This is a genomic window from Vreelandella lionensis (assembly GCF_002087295.1).
GTDB lineage: Bacteria > Pseudomonadota > Gammaproteobacteria > Pseudomonadales > Halomonadaceae > Vreelandella > Vreelandella lionensis.
The window spans coordinates 193,521-217,887 of record NZ_MWVI01000050.1 but is presented as its reverse complement, the minus strand read 5'-3'; the positions used below and the strand labels follow the sequence as shown (position 1 = coordinate 217,887).

The window sequence follows — 24,367 nt, the reverse complement described above, 5'->3', positions numbered from 1 at the left end:
GTTGACTGTTAAGGTGGCTTGATGAGCTCTGTGCTTGAACAACGTGCGCTTAAATGGATACCGCTGGCACTCGCAGCTGCTGTCACACTGGCAGGTTGCGCGCGCGATGGTTATTACCACGACCGCAACTTGGACTACACCGAAGCGGCTCCTGCGCCGCCCCTCGTGCTGCCTGAAACCCGTAATACGCAGCGTTACAAGATGCCATGCCCGTTCCCCAGGTGGCGTTGCAGGCCTCACAGCTTGACGAACCGGAGGAGATTGAACCGCCGCAGTCGTTGGCCATTGGTGGTGGATTAGAGCCTGAGTACGTTGAGCGCCGTCAGGTGGGCGATCAAAGTTGGTTAGTAGTTGCCGCCGATCCCGGTACCGTTTGGCCACAACTGGAAGCGTTTGTACGCAGCCGCCAGCTTCCTGTTCAAGAGAGCAGCGCCACCCAAGGCGTGATCGTGACCCCGCAAGCGACGTTGCGCCTGCAGAGTGCCCTGCGCGCCGGTAGCAGCGAAGTGCGCTGTGACCAGAGTGGGCAAAGTGCTGAGAGCTGCTTAACGGCACTAGAGCAGTACCTGGGCGCGCGTAGCGCAACGGCTAGCTCCTCTTCCTGGACCGCTCAGCGCTTGGCTAGCGAGCAAACGCTGCAACTGCGTCAACAGGGCGATGAGTGGGAAGTGCTGATTCCGCAACCCATCGACCGCGTTTGGGCGGAGCTGAACCACTACCTCTCTCTTGATTTCACCCAAGAGGGGCAGCGTAATCTGCTCGCGACCTCCGCCGATGACTATGAGTTTTTGGTGGAGTACATGACGGAAACAGAGCGTGGGCGTAACCCGTTGCAAATTGTGTGCAGTCCCGATGTCCGCCGTATGTCACAGCAGATTCGCCTAGCGCTTGAGCCCAACGGTGATCAAACCGTGCTGCGTGCCATCAACGCCAGCGAGCGTAGTTTTATCGCTGATGATCAGCGCGAGTTGCTTGAGCGCGTCTCCGGCTACTTACGTTAACCCTTTGACTCTCACTTTCTCACGGAGCCTCCATGGAAAAGCGCCAAGAACTCTATGCCGGCAAGGCAAAATCCGTCTATACCACTGACGATCCTGACCTGCTGGTACTGCACTTTCGTGATGACACCAGCGCTTTTGATGGTAAAAAGAAAGAGGCGCTGGCCCGTAAGGGGATGGTGAACAACATTTTTAACGCTTTCATCATGGAGCGTTTAGAAGAGGGCGGTATCCCGACGCATTTTGAGAAGCAGCTTTCCGACAACGAAAGTCTGGTCAAAAAAATGCAGATGATTCCGGTCGAGTGCGTGGTGCGCAACATTGCCGCGGGTGGTTTGTTGAAGCGTCTGGGAGTGGACGAGGGGATCGCCCTGAACCCGCCGACCTTTGAGCTGTTCTTAAAGAACGACGAGAAGGGCGACCCGATGATCAATGAGTCGCTGGCGGAAACGTTTGGTTGGGCAACTCCTGAGCAGCTCGCCAAAATGAAGACGTTGACGTTTAAGGTGAATCATATCCTCAAGCAGCTGTTTGCCGAAGGCGATATGCTGTTAGTGGATTACAAGCTGGAGTTCGGCGTGTTCAAAGGCGAGGTGGTACTGGGTGATGAGTTCTCCCCGGATGGCTGCCGTTTATGGGATGCCAACACCCGCGAGAAGCTGGATAAGGACCGCTTCCGTCAGGGGTTGGGTGGCCTCATTGAAGCCTACGAAGAAGTCGGCCGTCGTCTAGGGATTACCTTTCCCGCCTAACGTGTTTCGTTAGTCAGCGTATCGATCGCCACCACCTTCAGGGTGGTGGCGTCGTTTTCAAGGGGTGTTTCTTTTACAGCTTGGAATTTCACGTCTACATCCCGCAGTCGCACCCCGTAAATGCGCTCGCTCTGCCCTTCACGCTGGTAGGCCGGGCGAGGATCTTGGCCTAACACCTGCTCAATCAGCGCGTAGAGCGACGCTCCGTCGGCGCGGGCGGCAAGGCTGGCCTGGGCGGCCTGGCTAAAGCTCACGGGCAGCAGTGACGGGGCGCTGGGGGCAAATCCCGCCCGCGCCTCGGGCTTCGCTTCGGCCCAGGGCAGGTATGGTTTAATATCGACCACTGGCGTGCCGCTGACCAAGTCACAGCCTGCCAAGTGCAAACTCACCCCTTGCTGAGTATCAATGTGCGATAGCTCAATCAGCGAAAGCCCCAACCGGTTAGGGCGATGGGTGCTGCGGCTGGCAAAGACGCCGACTTTACGGTTGCCACCCAGGCGCGGCCGGGCGCACTAAGGGCGTCCACCGGGTTGGGCTTTGATGAAAGATAAATGATATCCATAGGTGGCTAAAGTCTTCCAAGCCCCGTACGGTGAGAGGATCATCAAACGGTGCTGTGAGCACTAAACGTGCATTGGCCGCTGGCGCTAACCCAGGCTGGCGGGGGACGCCGAATTTATCAGGGTAGTCGCTGATGATATGGCCAATGGGCGTCAGCGCGAATGACGCGCTGTCTGAACTATCGTGCATAGCACTGCCTTGTGGACGTTGGTCGTGGCCAACGTGATCAATGAAATCGTGGTCTTTAGTAACGTAGCGCTGAGTATAAAATAGCCTGCTGGTGACAGACAGTCAGACGTTCTTTGCCAGCCGCTAAATCCCATTGAGGCGAAGCATGTTGAAAACGAACGAACACGCACCTGCTCCTACGCCAACGTCGCGAGTAACTTACCGCGCGGCGTTAGCGCGAGATGCCGGTGATCAGGCAGAAGTGTTTTATCACGCTGTCATGCAGGGGGCGGCCACCCATTACGGACTGGATGAGCGCCGTGCCTGGGCCAATGCCCTCCCCCGCGAGGCGAGCGCCTGGGCGGCGCGCCAAGCGCTATACACTACGCTGGTAGCCGCTTGTGATGGCCGCTGCGTCGGTTTTTTAGAGTTGAATATCAGCGCTGGACGTATTGAGACCCTCTACGTGTGGCCATCATTAGCGGGACGCGGCATAGGCACCACGCTACTGATCCATGCCGAGCGTATTCTGCTGGAACATGGCGTGTCTCAGGTGGAAATTGAAGCAAGCTTGGTGCTTTATGAGCGCCTGCTGCGCCGAGGGTTCGATAACCTCGGCGAGCAGTGGGTCGAACGCAGTGGTGAAATGCTGCGCCGTACCGGCTAGTGAAGCAGCTCAGCGCGGTGGAGACTTAACGAATTAAACGTTAAAGGTTTGGGTGATCCGCATCGACAGATCGATGGATTTAACATCTTTCGTCAGCGCGCCGCTGGAAATGCAGTCGACGCCAGTGTCCGCAATCGCTCTCAGCGTAGAGTCATCCACGTTGCCGGAGGCTTCCAGCGTGGCGCGCCCACCGTTGATTTCCACCGCCACGTGGAGGTCTTCAATGGCGAAGTTGTCCAGCATAACTATGTCGGCACCGGCGGCTAGGGCTTGATCTAGCTCCTCGAAGGTTTCGACTTCCACTTCCACCGGCAGGTTGCTGGCCAGTTTGCGGGCTTGGGCAATCGCCGCCTGGATACCGCCGCAGGCGGCAATGTGGTTCTCTTTGATCAAAAACGCATCCCACAAGCCAATGCGATGGTTGTGCCCGCCGCCGCAGGTAACGGCGTACTTTTGGGCTAGCCGCATGCCGGGAAGCGTTTTGCGGGTGTCGAGCAGGCGCACTCCGGTGCCCTCAATGAGGTCCACGTAGCAGCGCGTGGCGGTGGCCGTAGCCGACAGTGTTTGCAGCATGTTGAGGGCGGCACGCTCGCCGGTTAGTAAACTGCGGGCCGGGCCTTCCAGTTCAAGGAAGCACTGGTCTGCGTCCAATCGGTCGCCATCCGCTGCTTGCCAACGTAGCGTTACGCGGCCATCCAGGCGGCGAAAAATCTCGTCGACCCAGGCAACACCACAGAGCACGGCGGGTTCACGGGTAATCACCTTGGCGGTCGCCCATTGGTTCTCGGGGATCAGCTGAGCCGTGATATCGCCCGCGCCAACGTCTTCAGTCAGCAGGCGAGCGGCACAGGCGCGAATCTCTTCAGAAAGAGAAGTTTGATAGTTCATAGCGGTGAGTCTCTGGGCGTCGTCTTCGATGACAGGCATTATAGTGAAACAGAACGCTAACGTAGAGGAAGCGTGTGCGGTCATGAACAAAGAAGGCATGACAGGGCAGTGGTCCAAGGCACACCAGGCGCCATCGCCTAACCAAGATGCGCGCCCTCACAGCGACATATCGCTGCTGCTCTTGCACGCCATTAGCCTGCCGCCTGGGCAGTTCTCGGGCGATGCTATAGAAGCGCTGTTTACCAATCGCTTGGACCCAAACGAGCACCCTTTTTTTGCTGAGATTGACCATTTGCGGGTGTCGGCGCATCTGCTGATCCGCCGGGAAGGACAGTGCGTTCAGTTTGTCGATACCGACCATCGAGCCTGGCATGCTGGCCGTTCCTACTGGTGGGACCCCGCGCTGAACTCATGGCGATCAAGGCTCAATGATTTTTCCGTGGGCATCGAGCTTGAGGGGGAGATGATCACACCCCGTTTACCAAAGCGCAGTATGCTGCCCTGGTCGAGGCCACCTGCTGGCTGATGACGCGCTACCCAGCATTAACGTCCCAACGAATCACCAGTCACGCTAAGGTGGCCCCGCTGCGTAAAACCGTTCCAGGGCCCGCCTTTGATTGGGCTTACTTTCGCCAGCAGTTGGCACGGCGTTTAATGGATAAAAGTGTTGGTTAAAAACGCCCTTTAAGTGGTTCTGATGGCAGACAATAAAACGGTAGTTTAACTACATTCAGAAGGCGTTAGTCGCAGCGACAAAGGTCTTATAAAGCGCTTATGTTGCAGTGCAATAGTTTGTTTTGGATAGTCTTTTACGGCTCACTGGAATTGGCAGCGTGGCGACTTTGCGGTATCTTCGCATATACAAAAGGCTAACTTTCACCCTATGTGTGTAGCTTTACTACATCAAGACGAGCGTAGCTTGTTGAATGTAGAACGAAAACCCCCGCACGGTGCAAACGCGTCGTGCCACTGTATGGCCTGTGGTGGCTAAACACCGCAGCCGCCCCAGGCCCGAAGGGTTGGCGGGGCTCATTGTCATTTATCGTCATTCGGAGAGACCTCTATGAGTCTGGAGACAAGAGAAGATCTCGATCCGGTCGAAACCACGGAGTGGCTGGAATCCCTGGAATCGGTACTGGATCGTGAGGGCGAAGATCGTGCCCGCTACCTGATGACCCGCCTGGCGGATCGCCTGCGCCGGGACCGGATGCAGGTGCCCTTCTCGGTGACAACCCCCCACCGTAATACGATCCCGGTTCATCGCGAAGCGCCCATGCCGGGCGACCTGTTCATGGAGCGTCGCATTCGCTCCCTGATTCGCTACAACGCGATTGACCAGGTGATTCGTAACAACCGGGCCAACCCCGGCCTGGGGGGCCACATTGCAAGCTTCATGTCGTCCGCCACGCTGTACGACGTGGGTTTCAACCACTTCTTCCGCGCCCCCAAAGACGACTTTGAAGGCGACCTGATTTACATCCAGGGCCACGTCGCGCCGGGCATCTACGCGCGCTCTTACCTGGATGGTCGTCTGTCTGAAGAGCAGATGGACAAGTTCCGTCGTGAAGTCGATGGCGATGGCCTCTCTTCCTACCCGCACCCGTGGCTGATGCCGGATTACTGGCAGTTCCCCACGGTGTCCATGGGTCTTGGCCCGATTCAGGCCATCTACCAAGCCCACGTGATGAAGTACCTGCATCACCGTGAGCTGAAAGACATGCACGACCGCAAGATCTGGTGCTTCATGGGCGACGGCGAGTGTGACGAGCCGGAATCCCTGGGCGCGATCTCCCTGGCGGGCCGTGAGAACCTCGATAACCTGATCTTCGTCATCAACTGTAACCCTGCAGCGCCTGGACGGCCCGGTACGCGGCAACTCCCGCGTCATGGACGAGTTCGAAGGCGTCTTCCGCGGTGCCGGTTGGAACGTGATCAAGGTCGTTTGGGGGCGTCACTGGGATCCGCTGTTCGAGAAGGACAAGAAAGGCATCCTTCAGAAGCGCATGGACGAGGCGGTCGACGGCGAGTATCAGAACTACAAGGCGAACGGCGGTGCTTACACCCGTGAGCACTTCTTCGGTAAGTACCCAGAAACCGAGGCGATGGTCAAAGACCTCTCCGACGAAGATATCTGGAAGCTCAACCGTGGCGGCCATGACCCGTTCAAGGTCTACGCGGCGTACCACGAAGCGGTCAACACCACCAACGGCAAGCCCACGGTTATCCTGGCGCACACCGTCAAAGGGTACGGCATGGGCAGCGGCGATGGCGAAGCCGCTAACGAAGCCCACCAGGTCAAGAGCATGGAGTACGAAGCGCTGAAGAAATTCCGCGACCGCTTCGGCATTCCGCTCACCGACGAGCAGCTTAAAGACGTGCCGTACTACAAGCCGGAAGAGGACTCTCCCGAGCTCAAGTACATGCACCTGCAGCGCGAGCGCCTCAACGGCTACCTGCCGAGCCGCCGCAGCACGTTTGAGCCGCTGAACATCCCAAGCCTGGAAGACAAAACCTTGCCTCGCAAATGGGCGGTTCCAAAGGGCGCGAAGTCTCGCCCACCATGGCGTTCGTGCGCATTCTCAATGGCCTGGTAAAAGACAAGCAGCTGGGCAAGCAGGTCGTGCCGATTGTGCCCGATGAGGCCCGTACCTTCGGTATGGAAGGCTTGTTCCGCCAGCTGGGTATCTACACCGCCGAAGGTCAGAAGTACGAGCCGGTCGATAAAGGCCAGATCATGTACTACCGCGAGGACCAGAAAGGTCAGGTACTCGAGGAAGGCATTACAGAGGCAGGCGCGATGTCGGCGTGGATCGCCGCCGCGACCTCCTACAGCAACAACAACGCCACCCTGCTGCCGTTCTACATCTACTACTCGATGTTCGGCTTCCAGCCTATCGGTGACTTGGCCTGGGCCGCAGGCGACCTGCAGGCACGTGGCTTTATGGTTGGCGGTACCGCCGGGCGTACCACGCTCAACGGCGAAGGCCTGCAGCACCAGGATGGCCATAGCCTGATTCTGGCCTCCACCAGCCCCAACTGCCGCAGCTACGACCCGACGTACGCTCACGAAGTCGCGGTCATCGTGCAAGACGGTCTGAAGCGCATGTTCACGGATCAAGAGAACTGCTTCTACTACCTGACCGTGATGAACGAGAACTACGAGCACCCCGAGCTTGAGAACGTACCGGCCGACGACATCGTTAAAGGTATGTACCTGCTCAAAGAGACCCAGGGTGACAAAGGTCGCGTTCAACTGATGGGCTCCGGCACCATTCTGCGTGAAGTGGAAGCCGCTGCCGAGCTGCTGGCCAACGACTGGGGCATCGGGGCGGACATCTGGAGCGTCACCAGCTTCAACGAGCTGCGTCGTGAAGCGCTGCTGCTGGAGCGTGAAGCGTTCCTGAACCCGGATGCCGAGGCCCACAAGCCCCACGTGACCCAGTGCCTGGAAGGCCGTGACGGCCCGGTGATTGCCTCGACCGACTACATGAAGCTGTACGCGGACCAAGTGCGTGCCTGGGTGCCGAGCGACTACACCGTGCTGGGGACCGACGGCTTTGGCCGTTCCGACACCCGCGAGCAGCTGCGCTACTTCTTCGAAGTAGACCGCTACTTCGTCACCGTCGCCGCGCTGCGTGCCCTGGCTGACCGTGGTGAGATTGATCGCAAGCATGTCGGCGTCGCGCTGAAAAAGTATGGCATCGATGTCAACAAGCCGAACCCGCTGACCAGCTAAACCGCTGCCGGGCGAGCCACTGCCCGCCGGCTCGATCCGATTTGGAAGGAGCGCGACCTTGAGTAGCGAAATCATCAAAGTTCCCGATATCGGTGGCGATACCGATGTCGAAATCATCGAGATTGCGGTGTCAGAAGGCGACGTCATTGAAGCGGAAGACACCCTGATCACTCTGGAATCCGACAAAGCCAGCATGGATGTACCGCCCCCAGAAAGGCCGCAAGGTGATCAAAGTGTTGGTGAAAGAGGGCGATAAAGTCTCCGAAGGCGACGATATCGTCGAGCTGGAAGTGGAAGGTGGCGGTGACAGCGATGCCGAGCCGGAAGCCGCCGCAGAAGACAGCCAGCCCGAAGCCGACGCGCCCGCCAAGCAGCCAGAAGCGGCCCCCGCGCCGAAGAAAGCCAGCGGCGGCAAGCAAACCGTTGATATCAAGGTGCCTGACCTCGGTGGCTCTGATAACGTCGAGATCATCGAAGTCGCCGTGAGCGAAGGCGATGACGTCAACGCTGAAGACCCGTTGATCACCCTGGAGTCTGACAAAGCCTCCATGGACGTGCCCAGCCCGCACAGCGGCAAGATCGTGGCGCTGACCGTTAAAGAAGGCGATACCGTCTCTGAAGGCGACGTCATCGGCCAGATGGAAATCGCGGGCGAAGGTGACGATACCGGCGAAGCGGACGCCCCTGCCCAGGCCGACGAGCCTGCTGCTGACAGCGAGCCCGCTGAAGAAGACGCGGCCGAAGAAGAGAGCGGCAGCGGTGAGCCAGAGCGTAAAGAAATTCGCGTGCCGGATCTGTCAGGCTCTTCTGACGTGCCGATTATCGAAATTGGCGTTGCTGCCGGTGATGAAGTTGACGTCGAAGACCCGCTGATCACCCTGGAGTCTGACAAAGCCTCCATGGACGTGCCGAGCCCCTTCAAGGGTAAGATTCTGGAGCTCACCGTCAAAGAGGGTGACACCGTTTCTGAAGGCGACGTGATCGGTTATATGGAAGTCGCGGGTGCCAAGAAAGCGGCACCGAAAAAAGCGGCGCCTGAAAAAGCGGACAGCGGCAAGCAGCAAAGCGCTAGCGCTCCCAGCGCCAAGCAGGCTTCTCCGGCGGGTTCTCCCAGCCCCGAAGCGCAAATGGCCGCGCATAAGCCGCGTGACGGCAAGCTGGTTCACGCAGGACCCGCAGTACGCATGCTGGCCCGTGAGCTAGGCGTCGACCTTGGCCTCGTGAAGCCCAGCGGCCCGAAAGACCGCGTGCTGAAAGAGGACGTACAAGCGTACGTTAAGCAAGCCATTGCGAACCAGGGCAAAGCCCAGGCAGCCGCTCCTGCTGCCAGCGGTGGTGCAGGTATCCCCGCCGTGCCGGAAGTCGACTTCAGCCAGTTTGGTGAAGTGGAAGAGAAGCCGATGGGTCGCCTGCTCAAGATGGGCGCAACGAACCTGCATCGCAGCTGGCTCAACGTGCCCCACGTCACCCAGTTCGACGAAGCGGACATCACCGAGCTTGAGAACTTCCGTAAAGCCATGAAGGCGGAAGCCGAAGCCCAGGGAGCCAAGCTCACGCCGCTGCCCTTCCTGGTCAAAGCCTGTGCCTTTGCGCTGCGTAAGTTTCCGCAGTTCAACGTCAGCTTGAAAGGCGATGGCGATACGCTGGTATGGAAAAACTACGTCCATATCGGTATTGCGGTGGATACGCCGGATGGTCTGATGGTGCCTGTGCTGCGCGACGCTGATAAGAAATCCTTGATGAGATTGCCAAGGAGATGGCGGAGCTAGGCAAGAAAGCACAAACCAAGAAGCTCAAACGGGAAGAGATGACCGGTGGCTGCTTCACCATTTCGAGCCTGGGCTCGATTGGTGGCACGGCCTTCACGCCGATCGTCAACGCCCCTGAAGTCGCGATCTTGGGCGTGTCGAAAGCGCAGATGAAGCCGGTATGGGATGGCAGTGCCTTCCAGCCGCGTTTGATGATGCCGCTGTCGCTCTCCTACGATCACCGCGCGATCAACGGTGCGGATGCAGCGCGTTTCACCGCCTTCCTGGCGGACGTGCTCACCGATATCCGTCGCTTACTGTTGTAAGCGGACATAAGAGCAAGCCACAAGCGGCGCCCTTTCGGGCGCCGCTTGTGTTTATAACGGCTTAGTCGCGTTAACGGTGGTTTGGCGCAAACAGGGTGACCAAAGTACTAACGCTGGCCACTTTGCTGTTTTTGCTCAAAAAAACACAAAATAATCGTGCTCTCAGGCTTTTGGGGAGTTGTGTCGCCTGAACGGCACGGTTATTGTCGGTTCATTGATTTCATCTATCACTACCATTCAAGACGATCATTCAAGGAGCAGTGCCATGCGTTTAATCCTGTTGGGTGCCCCCCGGCGCGGGGAAGGGGACTCAGGCTCAGTTTATTTGTGAGCAGTTTAAGATTCCCCAAATTTCCACCGGGGATATGCTGCGCGCCGCTATCAAGGACGGCACTGAGCTGGGCCTGAAGGTCAAAGAGATCATGAACAGCGGTGGTCTGGTGTCGGATGACATCATCATCGACTTGGTCAAAGAGCGCATTAGCCAGCCCGACTGTGAGAATGGCTTCCTGTTTGACGGCTTCCCGCGCACCATTCCTCAGGCAGATGCCATGAAAGAGGGCGGTGTGAAACTCGACCACGTGCTGGAAATTGCCGTGCCGGATGAAGAGATCGTCAGCCGTTTAGCAGGTCGTCGTGTTCACCCGGCCTCAGGTCGCGTGTACCACGTTGAGCACAATCCGCCCAAAGAGCCGGGTATCGACGATGTGACCGGCGAAACGCTGATCCAGCGTGAAGACGCCCAAGAGTCCACGGTGCGCAACCGCCTGTCGGTGTATCACGATCAAACCGCGCCGCTGGTGGACTACTACCAGCAGTTGGCGAAAGAAGACCCGGTCGCCGCGCCGCAGTATCATCGTGTCGAAGGCGTGGGCAGCGTGGCGGATATCACTCGCCAGGTGAAAGAAGCGCTGAGCTAAGCACGCCATAGTGTCACGCATCACGATGGCCCGCAGGCTTCCTGCGGGCCATCGTCGTTACAGGCGTGTGGCGGTATACTAAGGGCCTATTTTTTCGGAGTCAACACCGCTATGTCGTCGTTATACCTTCTGGCACTGGATGCCTCCTCCAGCGCCTGTTCAGCGGCCCTGCTCCGCCAAGCGGGCGGCCAGCGTGAATGTCTAGCGCGTTATGAGATGACCCCGCGAGCGCATACCAAGCGCTTAATGCCGATGGTGGATGAGCCGCTCGCTGATGCGGGCATTGCGCCTCAAGCGCTGAACGCCATTGCCTTTGGGCGCGGGCCAGGCTCGTTTACCGGCCTGCGCATTGCGGCCGGTGCCGCCCAAAGGGTTGGCATTCGGCTTAGACTGCCCGTTGCTGGGTGTCTCTACCCTTGAGGCGTTAGCGCTACAGGCACACCGCCGCTACCACTTCCGCCATGTGGTCACCGCTCTGGATGCCCGCATGGGCGAAGTGTATGCGGCTACCTTGCACTGCCTAAACGTTGCCGTAAGCTTACAAAGTGACGAAGTCGTCATTGCGCCCGGTGCATTTCGGCTGCCAGCCGATGAAACTGATTGGGTGGGCGTTGGTTCAGGCTTCAGCCTCTGGGATGAGTTCACTGTTGGCGTTCAGGCTAACATGTCGCAACACCTTACGGATTTAGAGCCACGCGCAGAGGAGATGGCTTGGCTGGCCACTCGCGATCTGGACGCAGGCTTAGGCCAAGCGGCCCACGATGCGCAGCCGGTGTACTTGCGCAATAACGTCGCCTGGAAAAAACCGGCATGAGCCAGCCGGTGCCACAGGTGACGCTGCCGCCGGGCTTAACGCTGGGCTATGTGAATGGTCAGCTCGCCCTAGCGGGGGATGAGCGCCAGTACGGCAAGCCGCTCAGCGTTGATTTTGGCTCGCGGGCAAGGCCGCGCACCGCCGTCAGTTCGGCGGCGGCCGTGGGCAATTGGTGGCCAAAGCCTGCGGGCTTACCAAGGGCATCACGCCGAGCGTGGTTGATGCCACAGCAGGCCTTGGCCGCGACGCCTTTGTGTTGGCAAGCCTAGGCGCGCCGGTGCTGATGATTGAGCGCGTCGCCGCCATTGCCGCGCTGCTTCAGGATGGCCTTACGCGTGCGGCGGTCGCTGAGGAAACGGCCGCGATTGCCGCGCGAATGTGCCTGCGTCATGGCGACGCCGCCGAGCAGTTAGTAGCTCTGGTGGCGGAAGCCGAGTTTGCACCTCAGGTCATTCATCTGGACCCCATGTTCCCCCATCGCGAAAAGTCCGCGCTGGTGAAAAAAGAGATGCGCGTGTTTCGTGAGCTGGCCGGGGATGATGACGATGCCCCAGGCTTGTTGGAGGCTGCGCTCGAGGTGGCAACCCACCGGGTGGTGGTGAAACGCCCGCGTAGGGCGCCGCCCATTGCTGGGCCTGCGCCGCAGCACACGCTGGAAGGCAAAACGAGCCGCTACGATCTGTACGTTCATCGTTCACTCAGCCGCTGAGCGTGGATGAAGCAGCGTAGCAAGAGAAGGAGTCTCTATGCAGCACGAGTGGCGAGAAGGAAATCGTGTGATTCTGCTGCCGGAAGCATCGCGCTTTTTACCGGCGATGTTTGAGGCGGTGAGTCAGGCGCAGCACTACTTGCTGGTGGAGCTCTATTTGATGGAGTCCGGCGAGCTCGCAAACCAAGTCATTGACGCGTTAGAAGCCGCAACGCGGCGAGGGGTGAAAACCTATCTATTGCTAGACGGCTATGGCGCCATGGGATTGGAGCGAAGCGACCGTGAACGTTTGCAGGCAGCGGGTGTGGCGTTGCAGCTGTTCAACCCGATTGGCTTTCACTCTCTAGCACGCAATCTTAGCCGTGACCACCGTAAGATCGTGGTGGTGGATGGCGAGATCGCCTTTACTGGCGGTTTCGGCGCGGTGGATGAGTTTTTGCAAGCGTGGGACGAGATTGTGCTACGCATCGAAGGCCCGGCCGTCGCGGACTGGGAGGTGCTGTTTCGTCGTCTGTGGCGGTCCCGGCTTACCCGGCAGGCTTCCGGTAGCCAAACGCCTATTCCGCTACCGGCGCAGCGCAGCGCCACCGCTCATGAGGATGGCGTTCGCGGGCGAGTGATGTCGGCCAGGGGCTATCGCTATCAAGCGATTCGCCACTCGCTTTATGCTCGGGCTAGTAGCGCTCACCAGCGGCTGTGGCTGTGCACGCCCTATTTTGTGCCGACATTTGCGCTGCGTCGTCGCCTGATTCGAGCCGCCCGGCGAGGCGTCGACGTTCGTCTGCTACTGCCCGGTGCCAAGCACGACCACCCCGGCGTGCGCTATGCGGGTCAGCGTTTTTATCAAGGGCTGCTGAGAGCGGGCGTGCGTATTTTCGAGTTCCAGCCGACCTTTATACACGCCAAGTTCGTCCTGGCCGATGAGTGGGTTAGCCTCGGTTCCTGTAACTTTGACCCCTGGAACCTGCACTGGAACCTAGAGGCCAATCAGGAGATCGAAGACTCGGCGTTTGCCTGCGAAGTGCAGGCGCTTTTCGAGCGTAACTTTGCCGCCAGCCAAGAGGTGGATGCTGCTGCCTGGGCCGCGCGCCCCTGGGGGCAACGGGCCAAGGAGTGGGTGTATGGCGTCGTGGATGGCCTTGTGATGCGCCTTAAATAGCGCGGTTATTTGCGCTTTTTGCCTTTAGCCTTGGCGGGCGTTTTTTTACGCGGTTTCGGCTTGGGGGTTTCCGGCGGTACGCGGTAGTGTAGGTAAAGATCAAGCACCAGCTCGGGCAGTTGAGCAACGAAGGACTCTTGGCTGGCCTGATCTTTGGCCATCTCGGCCATATCGGGTTCGTCGTCAAACAGCCCCGACAGTGACATGAACGGCAGCAGCAGCGTTGCGGCGGCCTCTTCGTCATCCTGGAACCAGGCGCTTTCGTCGCTGAACACCGCTTCCATAAAGCCTGCACACCAGTCGCCAATCGGCGTCTCTTCGGCGGGGAGGCCATCCAGGGTTAGCTCGAAGGGCAGCTCCGGTAGGCCTCCTTGCTCCAGTACCGCCATGGCGTTGTCGCGCCGTAGCGTCAGCCGCTGGATGATCTCTTCGCTCTCGGCGGCGTCGCGGTAGTTGGGTTCGCCTTGGAATAGCTCCTCTAGCCACTGCACGGTGGGCTGCTCGCTAGGGGCAACCGCCAAGGCGACGAGAAAGCCGTGGGCTGAAATCAGATCGAGGGCATCTTCGCCCACTTGCTCTGAATCGAGAAAATCATCCAGCCTGTCGAGCTGTCATCATCAAGCAGCGGCTGAGGCGGGGCATTGTCGGGCGAGTTTGCTTCGGTCACGGTATTGCGCTCTGCCATGGGGAGCCTCGTGGTCAACGTCATCTTTGAAAACCGCTGTCGATCCGTCACAATCGAGCAACGTCACTAATGGCTAGTTTATCACTAATGAAGACGTCACCACTGCCCCCTTGGCCGCGCGATGAGCTCATGTCGCGTTCTCATGACGCGTTGCTTCAGGCAGCTCAAGAGCGCGTGGCGCAGGCCCTGGCACGCTGCCGAGAAGTCTACCCAGCGCTGCCTGCCCCAAAGGTATGGTTTGATTTGAAAGGTGCTTCAGCAGGGCAAGCGCATCTTGGGCGGGGTGGACTACGCTTTAACCCAGTGCTGTTGAAGACAATCGACAAGCCTTCTTCGATGAAGTGATTCCCCACGAGATGGCCCACTGGCTGGTCTTTCTCATCTGGCCAACGGCACGCGCTTAAAGCCCCACGGCCGCGAGTGGCAGTCGGTGATGCGAAATCTGTTTGGCTTGGTGCCACGGGTGACTCACCGCTTTGATATTCAGCGTTCCCAACCGCGTCCTTATCGGTATGAGTGTGGCTCCATCATTTTACCGCCAGACGTCATGCCGTGGTAAAGGGGCGTCGTTATCGTTGCCGCCATTGTGATCAGACCTTGGTCTACAGCGCATTTAAAAACCTGTGATGCTATTTTAAATCATTGTTTTTAAAATAAAAAACGCTAATACCAATGTCTAAAGGGAAGCCGTTCAGGACAGGTTTATGCTAGGCAAATATTACGCGCGTCGGTGTAGTCAATAATAAGGCCGACACCATTTTCTAGAGAGTGCAACTTCACGGACAGAGGCAATTTCATGAGCGAGCATAAAAACGTCTATCCAGTGCGCGATAGCATCGCTGCCAAGGCATGGGCCGATAAAGATAAATATGCGGCAATGTATCAGCAGTCCATGGACGACCCAGAAGGTTTCTGGGGCGAGCAAGCAAAACGCCTCGACTGGATTAAAACCCCCAGCAAAATCAAAAACACCTCGTTCGCCCGAGATAACGTCGATATTCGCTGGTTTGAAGACGGCGAACTTAACGTCGCGGCGAACTGCTTAGATCGCCACCTAGAGAAGCGCGGCGACCAAACGGCGATTATTTGGGAAGGCGATAACCCCAATGAATCCAAACATATTAGTTATCGCGAACTTTACGAGCGCACCAATCAGCTAGCAAACGGCTTGAAATCGCTGGGTGTTCAGAAAGGCGATACCGTCACGCTTTACATGCCGATGATTCCCGAAGCGGCCATGGCTATGCTGGCCTGCGCCCGTATCGGTGCGGTGCACTCGGTGGTATTTGGCGGCTTCTCGCCAGACGCTGTGGCCCAGCGGGTCATCGGTGCAGATTCCAAGCTGGTGATCACTGCCGATGAGTCGGTTCGCGGTGGTAAACATGTGCCGCTGAAAGAGAACGTCGACTCCGCGCTCAAGCGCGATGGCACCGACGTGTGCAAGAACGTGCTAGTTGTGAAACGTACTGGTGGAGAGATCGATTGGCAGGAAGGCCGCGATATCTGGTTTGACGAGCTGGTCGACAAACAGTCCAGCGAGTGCCCAGCTGAGGCGATGAATGCGGAAGATCCGCTGTTCATTCTCTACACCTCAGGCTCCACCGGTGCGCCGAAAGGCTTGAAGCACACCACCGGCGGTTACCTGACCACGCTGCCATGACGCATCAGTACGTCTTTGACTACCAAGAGGGCGAAATCTACTGGTGTACGGCAGATGTGGGCTGGGTGACTGGTCACAGCTATATCGTCTACGGCCCGCCTGGCGAACGGTGCCACTACGCTGATGTTTGAAGGCGTGCCGAGCTATCCGACCCACGGCCGAATGGGCGAAATCGTCGATAAGCATCAGGTCAATATCCTCTACACTGCTCCTACTGCCGTACGCGCACTGATGGCACACGGTGACAGCGTGATGGATTCCAGCAAGCGAGACTCGCTGCGCTTACTGGGCTCGGTGGGTGAGCCGATTAACCCCGAAGCGTGGGAGTGGTTCTACCGCGTGATCGGCAACGAGAAGTGTCCGATTGTGGATACTTGGTGGCAGACAGAAACCGGCGGCATCATGATTGCACCGCTGCCGGGGGCCACCGACCTGAAACCGGGCTCAGCAACGACGCCTTTCTTCGGCGTTAAACCTGCCCTGGTCGATAACGAGGGCAACACGCTGGAAGGTGCTACCGAAGGCAACCTGGTGATTCTAGACTCCTGGCCGCGGGGCAAGCACGCTCTATCTGGGGCGACCACGAGCGCTTTGTTCAGACGTACTTCTCCACCTATGACGGCATGTACTTCACGGGTGACGGCTGCCGTCGTGATGAGGATGGGTACTACTGGATTACCGGCCGTGTGGATGACGTGCTGAACGTCTCTGGCCACCGTATGGGTACTGCTGAGATCGAGTCGTCGCTAGTAGCGCACTCTGCTGTGGCCGAAGCGGCGGTGGTGGGCTTCCCCCACAATATCAAAGGTCAGGGTATCTACATCCTACGTTACCCTGAACGACGGTATCGACCCCACAGACGAGCTAAAGAAAGAGCTGACTCAGTGGGTGCGTAAAGATATCGGGCCGATTGCCTCGCCGGATGTTATCCAGTGGGCACCGGGGCTGCCGAAAACGCGTTCAGGTAAAATTATGCGCCGCATTCTTCGCAAAATTGCCGCCAACGAGTGCGATGGTCTGGGTGATACCAGCACGCTGGCAGATCCATCGGTCGTCGATGACTTGATTGAGCATCGGGCAAATCAGTAATCTAATCGCCCCCGCTGACATTCAGCAGTGGGGGCGATTTTCAATGACGGACGTCAAGCGTTTGATCATTACGATCAGGCAAACTGCGCTTATCCGATGCAGTGCCGGCCATAGGGCCGGCACTGCTGTTTCTGTTCGGATGACGTCTCAATAACAAATTGTGCATGTGATGCTTGGGCATGATGAAGCCCATGGGGTACCATGCTTCAACCGTATGAGCCTAGCGTCGCGGCGGCAGGCAACCCCGCTGCTCGAGGAACCGGAGGAATATCCATGGCAGTAGCCCATAAGTTTATCGTCGCTGACGACCATCCGCTGTTTCGTGCAGCGCTCACCCAGGCGTTGCGCCAGTTGGCCCCCCAGGCTGAGATTGTCGAAGCCGACACCATGGAAGCCACCACTGAGGTCGTTAATCGACACCCCGATGCGGATTTAATTCTGCTGGATCTTCATATGCCTGGTGCCCACGGCTTTTCGGGTCTCATCCAACTGCGCGGGCAGATGCCGGATATTCCGGTAGCCGTCGTGTCCGGCAGCGATGAGCCCTACGTGGTGCGTCGTGCTATCGACTACGGTGCCTCTGGTTTTATTCCTAAATCATCATCGCTGCAACTGATCGCGGAAGCGGTCGGCGAGATTTTGCAGGGTGAGGTGTGGTTACCGGAAGCACTCGCCAACGTACTGGAAGAGACCAGTGAAGAGGAGTCGCGCTTTGCTGAGGCGATTGCCTCGCTAACACCCCAGCAGTTTCGCGTGCTGAACATGCTGACCGAAGGCCTGCTGAATAAGCAAATTGCCTACGAGCTGAATGTGTCAGAAGCGACTATTAAAGCCCATGTGACGGCCATTCTGCGTAAGCTGGGCGTGCACTCGCGCACTCAGGCGGTTATTGCCGCGCAGAAACTGGAAGTAGAGCCGCCGAAAGTCGAGTCGTAACGGCTAACGGCAGGTGAACAGGCCGCGCTTAGATTTTTCTAAGCGCGGCGCTGCTGTTTTTGGGTTCACTATTAGGGTTTGGCGCGGCTGGCCTGGAGAGTACGAGTGAGCAGTGCGCGTAGGGCGGCTGGTTTCACCGGCTTGAGCAGTAGCTGGTAGCCTGCCCGCTTGATCTCTTCTGCGACGGCTTCGGTACGATCGGCGGTGATGACAATGCCGGGAACGGCCCCTGCAAAGCGCTCACTAAGTGCTTCTTGCGCCATCAGGCCGGTGACCTCGTTATCCAGGTGATAATCCGCCAGGATGGCGTCAGGATCACCGTCCATATTGCGTAGAATCGACTTTGCCCCACCGATACTAGTGGCGGTAAACACTTCCCAGCCCCCACCGCTGAGCATCGCCGTCATGCCTTCTAGAATCATCGTTTCGTTGTCGATACACACAATCCGTGTGCCCGCCAGCTTATTACCGCTACGACGGCCGCTGGGCTCCTGATCGGCGACGGTTATTTCTCGGGCCGCACCGATGGGGACGCTGACCGAGAACACCGTGCCTACCCCTTCCCACGAGCGCACTTTGATGGGGTGATCCAGAACGCGGCTCATACGATCGGCAATGGAGAGCCCCAGCCCAAGGCCTTTTTCGCTCTCTTTATGGCGGGAGACTTGATCCAGACGGCGGAACTCCTGGAAGATTTCCGTTAACTTGGATTCAGGAATCCCCGGGCCGCTGTCCCACACCTCAATCAGTAGCCGCCCACTCTGGCGGCGACAGCCCAATAGCACGCGGCCTTCTTGGGTGTAGCGAATGGCATTAGAGAGGAAGTTTTGCACGATGCGACGCAGCATCTGCGGGTCGGAATCCACCCATTGCTGAGTGGGCACAACGTCAAGATCCAAGCCGCGATCATCGGCCATCACCTCAAACTCAGCGCGTAGCGGGCGGAAAATATCGGCTAAGGCGAAATGGCTGCGCCTTGGCGTGAGCGCACCCGCATCCAGTTTTGAGATATCCAGCAGCGTGCCCAGCAGTTCCTCAGCGGCTTGCAGCGAGTTGTCGATATGGCCAATGGTGCGCTGGGTGTCGCTGGCGGTGATGTTCTGCATCAGCGCAGAGGTAAACAAGCGCGCGGCATTCCGAGGTTGCAGTAGGTCGTGGCTGGCGGCAGCCAGGAAGCGGGTTTTCGAGGCGTGGCGTCTTCCGCGAGCTGTTTCGCTTGGCGCAGTGCCTGCTCCGCTTCGGCGCGCACACGGTTCTCCTGGCGCAGAGCGGCGTTGGCCTCCGAGAGTGCTTGGGTACGTTCGCGCACCCGCTCTTCCAGGGTTTCGTTAGTCTCTTTCAGGGCGATTTCCGCTTGGCGACGCTCGGTAATGTCTTGATACAGAGCGAAGAAACCCAAAATCGATTGGCTGTCGCCAAAGTGCGGCGTATAGGTCACCAGCATATAGCGCATGGCGTCGTTGACCCGCCTGGAGACTTCAAAACTGACCCGCTCACCGGCCAGGGTGCGCTGTACCCAGGGCACCCGCTCTTCAGCCTGTTTCACCGGCAGCACGTCTTCGTAGCGCCGCCCAATCACCGCGTTGCGGTCGATGTTGAACGCCTGTTCGTAGGCGCGGTTGGTAAACAGGTAGCGGCTCTCTTTATCGAAGTAGGCAATGAGTGCCGGGACGTTATCGGTATAGATGCGGATATTGTTTTCTGAGCGGATCAGCGCCTCTTCGATACGCTTTTGCTGGGTAATATCCTGATATGTGTAGACAAAGCCGCCGCCGGGCATCGGGTTGCCCTGTACTTCCAGCACGCTCCCGTCCTGGCGGTAGCGTACGTAGCGGTGGGGCTGGCCATCGCGAATGTTATCCAGCAGCAGTTGCACGTGCTCTTCCGGGTCGCCAGGCCCGTACTCGCCGTTATGGGCGTTATAGCGGAAGATACGATCCATCTGTGCGCCGACGCGAATGATGTGGTCGGGGAAGCGGAACAGCTCTAAATAGCGCTGGTTCCACACCACTAGGCGCAGGTTCTGGTCGACCACGCTGATGCCTTGGTTGATGTTTTCGATGGTGGCCTGCAGCAGGGCACGGTTGAACTCCAGCACCTGGGAGGCCTCATCCACGATGGAGATAACATCGGAAATACCGATGCCTCGCCCTTGAAGTGCAGAGTTCACCACGATCCGTGCCGACGATGCCCCCAGGACAGAAGCGAGAAAGCGCTCGGTAAATTGGATCACGTCGATGGAGGCGCGGGTGCCGTCATCCAGCGGCTTGCCTGCTCTGCGTGCGTAATCATCGAAGGCACGGTCGACTTGGCCCGCGCCTAAAAAGCGCTCACACAGCACTTTCAAATCGCCCACCGTTGTGGCCCCTGTCCAGGGGCGATTAACGGAGGTTTGGCGGGTTTCGACGCTATCCACAAACAGCGACGCCTAAATGCGTTCGACCACCCGCTGGGAGGTGATCTGTGAGACAAAGATATAGCAGAACAGATTGACCCCTAGCGAAAGCATCACGCCATGGGTAAAGGCATCGCCCATGTTCAGGCCAAACAGCGCCGTGGGCGACAGCCAGTTAAGCCCCAGCGGGCCACCGGCAAGCCACGCTTGAGGCAGCACTCCAGCGTTAATCATGGCGGGCATGAGTAGGCTATACGCCCAAATAGCAAAGCCCACGGTCCTGCCCACAATGACGCCTAAGCGGTTGCCGCGCTTCCAGTACAGCCCGCCAATCAGCGCCGGAGCAAACTGGGCCGCCGCTGCAAACGAGAGCATGCCGATGGAGGCCAGCGAGGTGAATTCGCCAATCAGCTGATAAAAGCCGTACGCCATGGCCAGCACGGCCACGATGGTGAGGCGGCGAGCGCGCAGCACCAAACGGCCATAGTCTCGGGCTTTGGTGTCGAACCAGCGCAGCCTGAAGAGCGCCGGGATCACAATTTCGTTCGAGATCATGATTGAGACAGCCACCGCCGCTACAATCACCATGCCCGTTGCGGCAGAGAATCCGCCGATAAACGTGAGCAGCGTGAGCCACTGCTGGCCCGGGGCCATGGACAGGGCGAGTACGTACGTATCGGGCTCCACGCCGCTTTCTGAAAACAGCAGCAGGCCAGCGGCGGCCAGTGGTACTACGAAAAAGGCAATCGCCAGCAAGTAAAGCGGAAACAGCCAGCGAGCCTGAGTGGCATCATCGGGATGGATGTTTTCCACCACGGCCACGTGAACCTGGCGCGGCAGGCATAGAATGGCCAGCATAGCGAGCAGGGTCTGCGCCCAGAAGCTCTGGCCAAAATCCTGATTGGCGAGCTGGCGCTGAAGTTCAAGCTGACTCTCTGCGTGCCCCATCAGCTCACCCAGGCCATCGAACATGCCCCTGGTAACCAAAGCGCCGAGGACGACAAAGGCCAGCAGCTTGACCAATGACTCAAACGCGACGGCGTGGATTAAACCTTCATGGTGTTCAGTGGCATCGGTATGCCGGGTGCCGAATAGAATCGCGAAGATGGCCATTACCACCGCACATAAAAGGCCGTATCGCCAAACAGTGGCGTATGAGTAACATCAGAAGCCTCGGTGAGCACGCTGAACGTGGTGGAGACCGCTTTTAGCTGTAGCGCGATGTAGGGCAGGGTGCCGACAAGGGCAACCAGACTAGCAAAGGCGGCCAGCGATTGGGTTTTACCGTAACGGGAGGCGATGAAGTCGGCAATGGAGGTGACGTTTTGGTGCTTGGCAACGCGGATCATCTTCGCCAGCACAGGCCAGAAGAGCAAAAACGTCAGAATAGGCCCCACGAAGATGCTGGCAAACGACCAGCCCGCGGTGGCAGCTTGACCCACCGCGCCGTAGAAGGTCCATGACGTACAGTAGATCGCCAGCGCTAGGCTATAAATGATTGGGCGCCGCCGAGTGGCACCATGGGTACGCGCGCGGCGGTCACCGTACCAGGCTATCCCGAATAAAACGGCAATATAGAGTAGCGATACCGCGACCAGTAGCCCGCCGTGAAACATGCCTTTCTCCCCGCCAGAGTGTGGTGCGCTAATCAAAAGGCTTTATTCTAGGCGAAACAGCGGGCTGTGTACGACCATTCCCTAAGCTTGTTTACACCACAAATTTTATTTGCCTATGAGCACACGTTGCTGAGGAGCGGAGAGGTCTCACGCAGCGTCCGTATCTCTTTGAGAATAGGCTCGCGAGACTCTTTATCCAGCGGTACCAACTCGCGGGTCTCACAGTTGAGTAAGTAGGGCTGGGTGATCAAAATATCGGTGTGATGGCGCTCAATCTGATAAAGAATAAATTCTGCTAAACGGGCGCCATCTTGTTCGGTCGTGCGAATATTTTCACTGTCGACCACGCTAAATTTGGTGGTCATCGGGATGGCAAAGGTCCATGGGCGCCATACTGCTGTGCTGCTCTCCGTTGAAATTACCGTAGCGCTATCGGGAAGCTGCGCCTGTTTATGTTCAAACCACGTGTATTCCACTTGAATTTGATAGCCCAGCATACCTAACCCGCCACACACCGGAACGATCCACTTGGGTAGGCGTTTGCCGCTCAGCGTGCGCAGTATCAAGCCAATCCCTGCGGCCGCAAGGCCAGCAAAAACGGCGGCGATCAAATGCCATATCATAAAATATCCTTTAAAAAAGCCGTCAATAAGAGCTGTCTATAAAAGCCATCGGGCCTCCCTAAGGAAGCCCGATGGTGAGGTCGTTTCCAACACGTAACTCATAATAGCGAGAATACGTTAGGAGGGATTATGACTTAGTGACTGATAGCACCGCCAGCACCTTTAGGATAACGAACGCTTTCCACAAGATCCTGAATTTCCTGCGGTGGTGGTGCTGTCACTCTGGAGACCGCAAAGGCAACGGCAAAGTTGATCATCGCGCCCACTGCCCCGAAGGAGAGCGGAGAGATGCCAAGGAACCAGTTGTCAGGCGTGTTAGGCAGCATATTGGTGCCTGGAATAAAGAACCAGCCCAGAAAGGTGAAGGTGTAGAGCAGGGTGCAGATCAAGCCTGCTAGCATACCGGCTACCGCGCCTGAGCTGTTCATCCGCTTGGAGAAGATACCCATCATCAGCACGGGGAATAGTGAAGAACCGGCGATACCGAAGGCCAATGCCACCGTCTGTGCTGCAAACCCTGGCGGATTAAGCCCCATATAGGTCGCCAGAAGTATCGCGCCCGCCATTGAAATTCGTGCGGCTAACATTTCCCCTTTCTCGGAAATTTTCGGATTGACCATGGTTTTGATCAAGTCGTGACTGATAGCTGACGAGATTGCCAGTAGTAAGCCTGCAGCAGTAGAGAGTGCCGCGGCGATACCACCCGCTGCGATCAAACCAATGACCCAGCCAGGCAAGTTGGCAATTTCAGGGTTTGCCAGTACCAGGATGTCGTTATTAACCGTTAGCTCGTTGCCTTCCCAGCCACGGTCAGCGTAGTCAGTTGCGTCATTGTAGAACTGAATACGACCATCGTCGTTGGCATCGGTGTAGGTGATCAGGCCGGTTTCTTCCCAGGTACGGAACCACTCAGGACGCTCTTCGTAAAGGATTGGGTTTTGGGCTGCTTCTTCGTAGTTTTCAGTTTGGCCAGCCATTTCTGGATAGACCGTGGTCATCAAGTTCAAGCGAGCCATAGAACCTACCGCTGGCGCGGTGAGGTATAGCAGTGCAATGAACACCAGCGCCCAACCGGCAGACCAACGCGCATCAGATACTTTCGGTACGGTGAAAAAGCGAATGATAACGTGGGGCAGACCGGCAGTACCGACCATCAACGATAGCGTAAACAGTACCATGTTGAGCTTGTTGTCCACGTCGGCAGTGTAGTCTTGGAAGCCAAGTGCACTTACCACATCATCAAGTTTTTCCAACAACGGTACACCCGACTCGGTGTGCGTGCTGAACATGCCGAACATAGGGACTGGATTGCCCGTCAGTTGGAAAGCAATGAACACGGCCGGGATGGTGTAGGCCACGATTAGGACGATGTATTGCGCTACCTGGGTATAAGTAATGCCTTTCATACCGCCAAACACCGCGTAGAGGAAGACGATCAGCGCGGCTAGCCAGATACCTGCAGTGCTGCTGACCTCCAAAAAGCGTGAGAAGGCAACGCCGGCACCGGTCATCTGACCAATAACGTAGGTTACAGAGGCAATAATCAAGCACAAAATCGCTACGAAACGAGCGGTTTTACTGTAGATGCGGTCACCAATGAAGTCGGGCACAGTGAACTTGCCAAACTTACGTAGGTAAGGCGCTAGCAGCATGGCTAGGATAACGAACCCACCTGTCCACCCCATTAGGAAGGTGGAGTTAGCGTAACCGCCAGAGGCCAGAAGTCCCGCCATAGAGATGAACGACGCCGCCGACATCCAGTCGGCCGCTGTAGCCATACCATTGGTAATCGGGTGTACGCCGCCACCGGCGACATAGAAGTCTTTGGTGGAGCCCGCTCGCGCCCATATCGCAATCCCGATATAGAGCGCAAACGAGGCGCCAACAAACAGTAAGTTGATTGCAAACTGGCTCATG

General features: G+C 57.8%; 9 protein-coding genes and 13 pseudogenes. 16 read left to right on the top strand and 6 right to left on the bottom strand.

The genetic code is table 11. The features are described from left to right. Positions 1-21 precede the first annotated feature (21 nt). Together B4967_RS06685 and purC are read left to right on the top strand one after the other, a co-directional pair. Positions 22-1,001 (top strand): annotated as a pseudogene (locus B4967_RS06685) (lipoprotein, NlpB). Between the two features lie 32 nt (positions 1,002-1,033). Beyond that, positions 1,034-1,750, top strand: coding sequence for a phosphoribosylaminoimidazolesuccinocarboxamide synthase (gene purC, locus B4967_RS06680; RefSeq protein ID WP_083024304.1), 717 nt, complete (start codon positions 1,034-1,036; stop codon positions 1,748-1,750). Here purC and tsaA read toward each other — a convergent pair. Continuing rightward, positions 1,747-2,500: pseudogene (gene tsaA / locus B4967_RS06675) on the bottom strand (tRNA (N6-threonylcarbamoyladenosine(37)-N6)-methyltransferase TrmO). The gene purC and the pseudogene tsaA overlap by 4 nt on opposite strands. 145 nt (positions 2,501-2,645) lie before the next feature. Between tsaA and B4967_RS06670 the strand changes: the two are divergent. After that, positions 2,646-3,175, top strand: a pseudogene (locus B4967_RS06670) (N-acetyltransferase family protein). A 4-nt stretch (positions 3,176-3,179) separates the two neighbouring features. On the opposite strand, the gene nadC reads toward B4967_RS06670, so the two are convergent. After that, positions 3,180-4,034 (bottom strand): carboxylating nicotinate-nucleotide diphosphorylase, encoded by an 855-nt coding sequence (nadC, locus tag B4967_RS06665; protein ID WP_083024302.1) that lies wholly within the window; start codon positions 4,032-4,034, stop codon positions 3,180-3,182. A gap of 82 nt (positions 4,035-4,116) precedes the next feature. Here nadC and ampD point away from each other — a divergent pair. The 8 genes and pseudogenes from ampD to B4967_RS06630 all read left to right on the top strand — a co-directional run bounded on the left by ampD (position 4,117) and on the right by B4967_RS06630 (position 13,446). Then, a pseudogene (gene ampD / locus B4967_RS06660) lies at positions 4,117-4,709 on the top strand (1,6-anhydro-N-acetylmuramyl-L-alanine amidase AmpD). Positions 4,710-5,097: 388 nt separating this feature from the next. Next, positions 5,098-7,770: pseudogene (gene aceE, locus B4967_RS06655) on the top strand (pyruvate dehydrogenase (acetyl-transferring), homodimeric type). Positions 7,771-7,828: 58 nt separating this feature from the next. Further along, complete coding sequence (locus B4967_RS21245) at positions 7,829-8,026, top strand: biotin/lipoyl-containing protein (RefSeq protein WP_422821844.1); 198 nt, start codon at positions 7,829-7,831, stop codon at positions 8,024-8,026. After that, a pseudogene (aceF, locus tag B4967_RS06650) lies at positions 7,968-9,844 on the top strand (dihydrolipoyllysine-residue acetyltransferase). Before B4967_RS21245 ends, aceF begins: the two are co-directional and overlap by 59 nt. A 265-nt stretch (positions 9,845-10,109) precedes the next feature. Beyond that, positions 10,110-10,764: pseudogene (gene adk / locus B4967_RS06645) on the top strand (adenylate kinase). A 111-nt stretch (positions 10,765-10,875) separates the two neighbouring features. Beyond that, a pseudogene (gene tsaB / locus B4967_RS06640) lies at positions 10,876-11,578 on the top strand (tRNA (adenosine(37)-N6)-threonylcarbamoyltransferase complex dimerization subunit type 1 TsaB). Further along, positions 11,575-12,287 (top strand): annotated as a pseudogene (locus tag B4967_RS06635) (class I SAM-dependent methyltransferase). Before tsaB ends, B4967_RS06635 begins: the two co-directional pseudogenes overlap by 4 nt. A 37-nt stretch (positions 12,288-12,324) precedes the next feature. Next, positions 12,325-13,446: a phospholipase D-like domain-containing protein gene (locus B4967_RS06630; RefSeq protein ID WP_083024300.1), complete on the top strand. Its 1,122-nt coding sequence runs from the start codon at positions 12,325-12,327 to the stop codon at positions 13,444-13,446. Between the two features lie 5 nt (positions 13,447-13,451). Here B4967_RS06630 and B4967_RS06625 read toward each other — a convergent pair. Next, positions 13,452-14,131: pseudogene (locus B4967_RS06625) on the bottom strand (YecA/YgfB family protein). Between the two features lie 87 nt (positions 14,132-14,218). Here B4967_RS06625 and B4967_RS06620 point away from each other — a divergent pair. The 5 genes and pseudogenes from B4967_RS06620 to B4967_RS06610 all read left to right on the top strand — a co-directional run bounded on the left by B4967_RS06620 (position 14,219) and on the right by B4967_RS06610 (position 17,816). Then, positions 14,219-14,758 (top strand): annotated as a pseudogene (locus tag B4967_RS06620) (SprT family zinc-dependent metalloprotease). 169 nt (positions 14,759-14,927) lie between these two features. Next, positions 14,928-16,493 (top strand): annotated as a pseudogene (locus B4967_RS06615) (acetate--CoA ligase). Then, entirely contained in the window at positions 16,478-16,687 is a 210-nt protein-coding gene (locus tag B4967_RS18955; RefSeq protein ID WP_243470383.1) for an AMP-binding enzyme, read from the top strand. The pseudogene B4967_RS06615 and the gene B4967_RS18955 overlap by 16 nt, the downstream one beginning before the upstream one ends. Then, positions 16,680-16,880: a hypothetical protein gene (locus tag B4967_RS18950; protein ID WP_422821843.1), complete on the top strand. Its 201-nt coding sequence runs from the start codon at positions 16,680-16,682 to the stop codon at positions 16,878-16,880. Before B4967_RS18955 ends, B4967_RS18950 begins: the two co-directional genes overlap by 8 nt. A gap of 273 nt (positions 16,881-17,153) precedes the next feature. Beyond that, entirely contained in the window at positions 17,154-17,816 is a 663-nt protein-coding gene (locus tag B4967_RS06610; protein ID WP_016916171.1) for a LuxR C-terminal-related transcriptional regulator, read from the top strand. Between the two features lie 71 nt (positions 17,817-17,887). Here B4967_RS06610 and B4967_RS06605 read toward each other — a convergent pair. From B4967_RS06605 to B4967_RS06595, 3 genes and pseudogenes are all read right to left on the bottom strand, one after another. Further along, positions 17,888-21,827: pseudogene (locus B4967_RS06605) on the bottom strand (hybrid sensor histidine kinase/response regulator). A gap of 113 nt (positions 21,828-21,940) precedes the next feature. Further along, the gene (locus tag B4967_RS06600; protein ID WP_083024298.1) at positions 21,941-22,450 is read right to left on the bottom strand and encodes a hypothetical protein; all 510 of its coding nucleotides are present in this window, start codon (positions 22,448-22,450) and stop codon (positions 21,941-21,943) included. A gap of 134 nt (positions 22,451-22,584) precedes the next feature. Then, positions 22,585-24,366 (bottom strand): sodium:solute symporter family protein, encoded by a 1,782-nt coding sequence (locus B4967_RS06595; RefSeq protein WP_083024297.1) that lies wholly within the window; start codon positions 24,364-24,366, stop codon positions 22,585-22,587. Position 24,367: the final 1 nt, after the last annotated feature.

What these genes read in the sequence shown, in the direction of transcription:
- purC (WP_083024304.1), top strand. Translation starts at nt 1,034, where the DNA reads ATGGAAAAGCGCCAAGAACTCTATGCCGGCAAGGCAAAATCCGTCTAT.
- nadC (WP_083024302.1), bottom strand. Translation starts at nt 4,034, where the DNA reads ATGAACTATCAAACTTCTCTTTCTGAAGAGATTCGCGCCTGTGCCGCT.
- B4967_RS06630 (WP_083024300.1), top strand. Translation starts at nt 12,325, where the DNA reads ATGCAGCACGAGTGGCGAGAAGGAAATCGTGTGATTCTGCTGCCGGAA.
- B4967_RS06610 (WP_016916171.1), top strand. Translation starts at nt 17,154, where the DNA reads ATGGCAGTAGCCCATAAGTTTATCGTCGCTGACGACCATCCGCTGTTT.
- B4967_RS06600 (WP_083024298.1), bottom strand. Translation starts at nt 22,450, where the DNA reads ATGATATGGCATTTGATCGCCGCCGTTTTTGCTGGCCTTGCGGCCGCA.
- B4967_RS06595 (WP_083024297.1), bottom strand. Translation starts at nt 24,366, where the DNA reads ATGAGCCAGTTTGCAATCAACTTACTGTTTGTTGGCGCCTCGTTTGCG.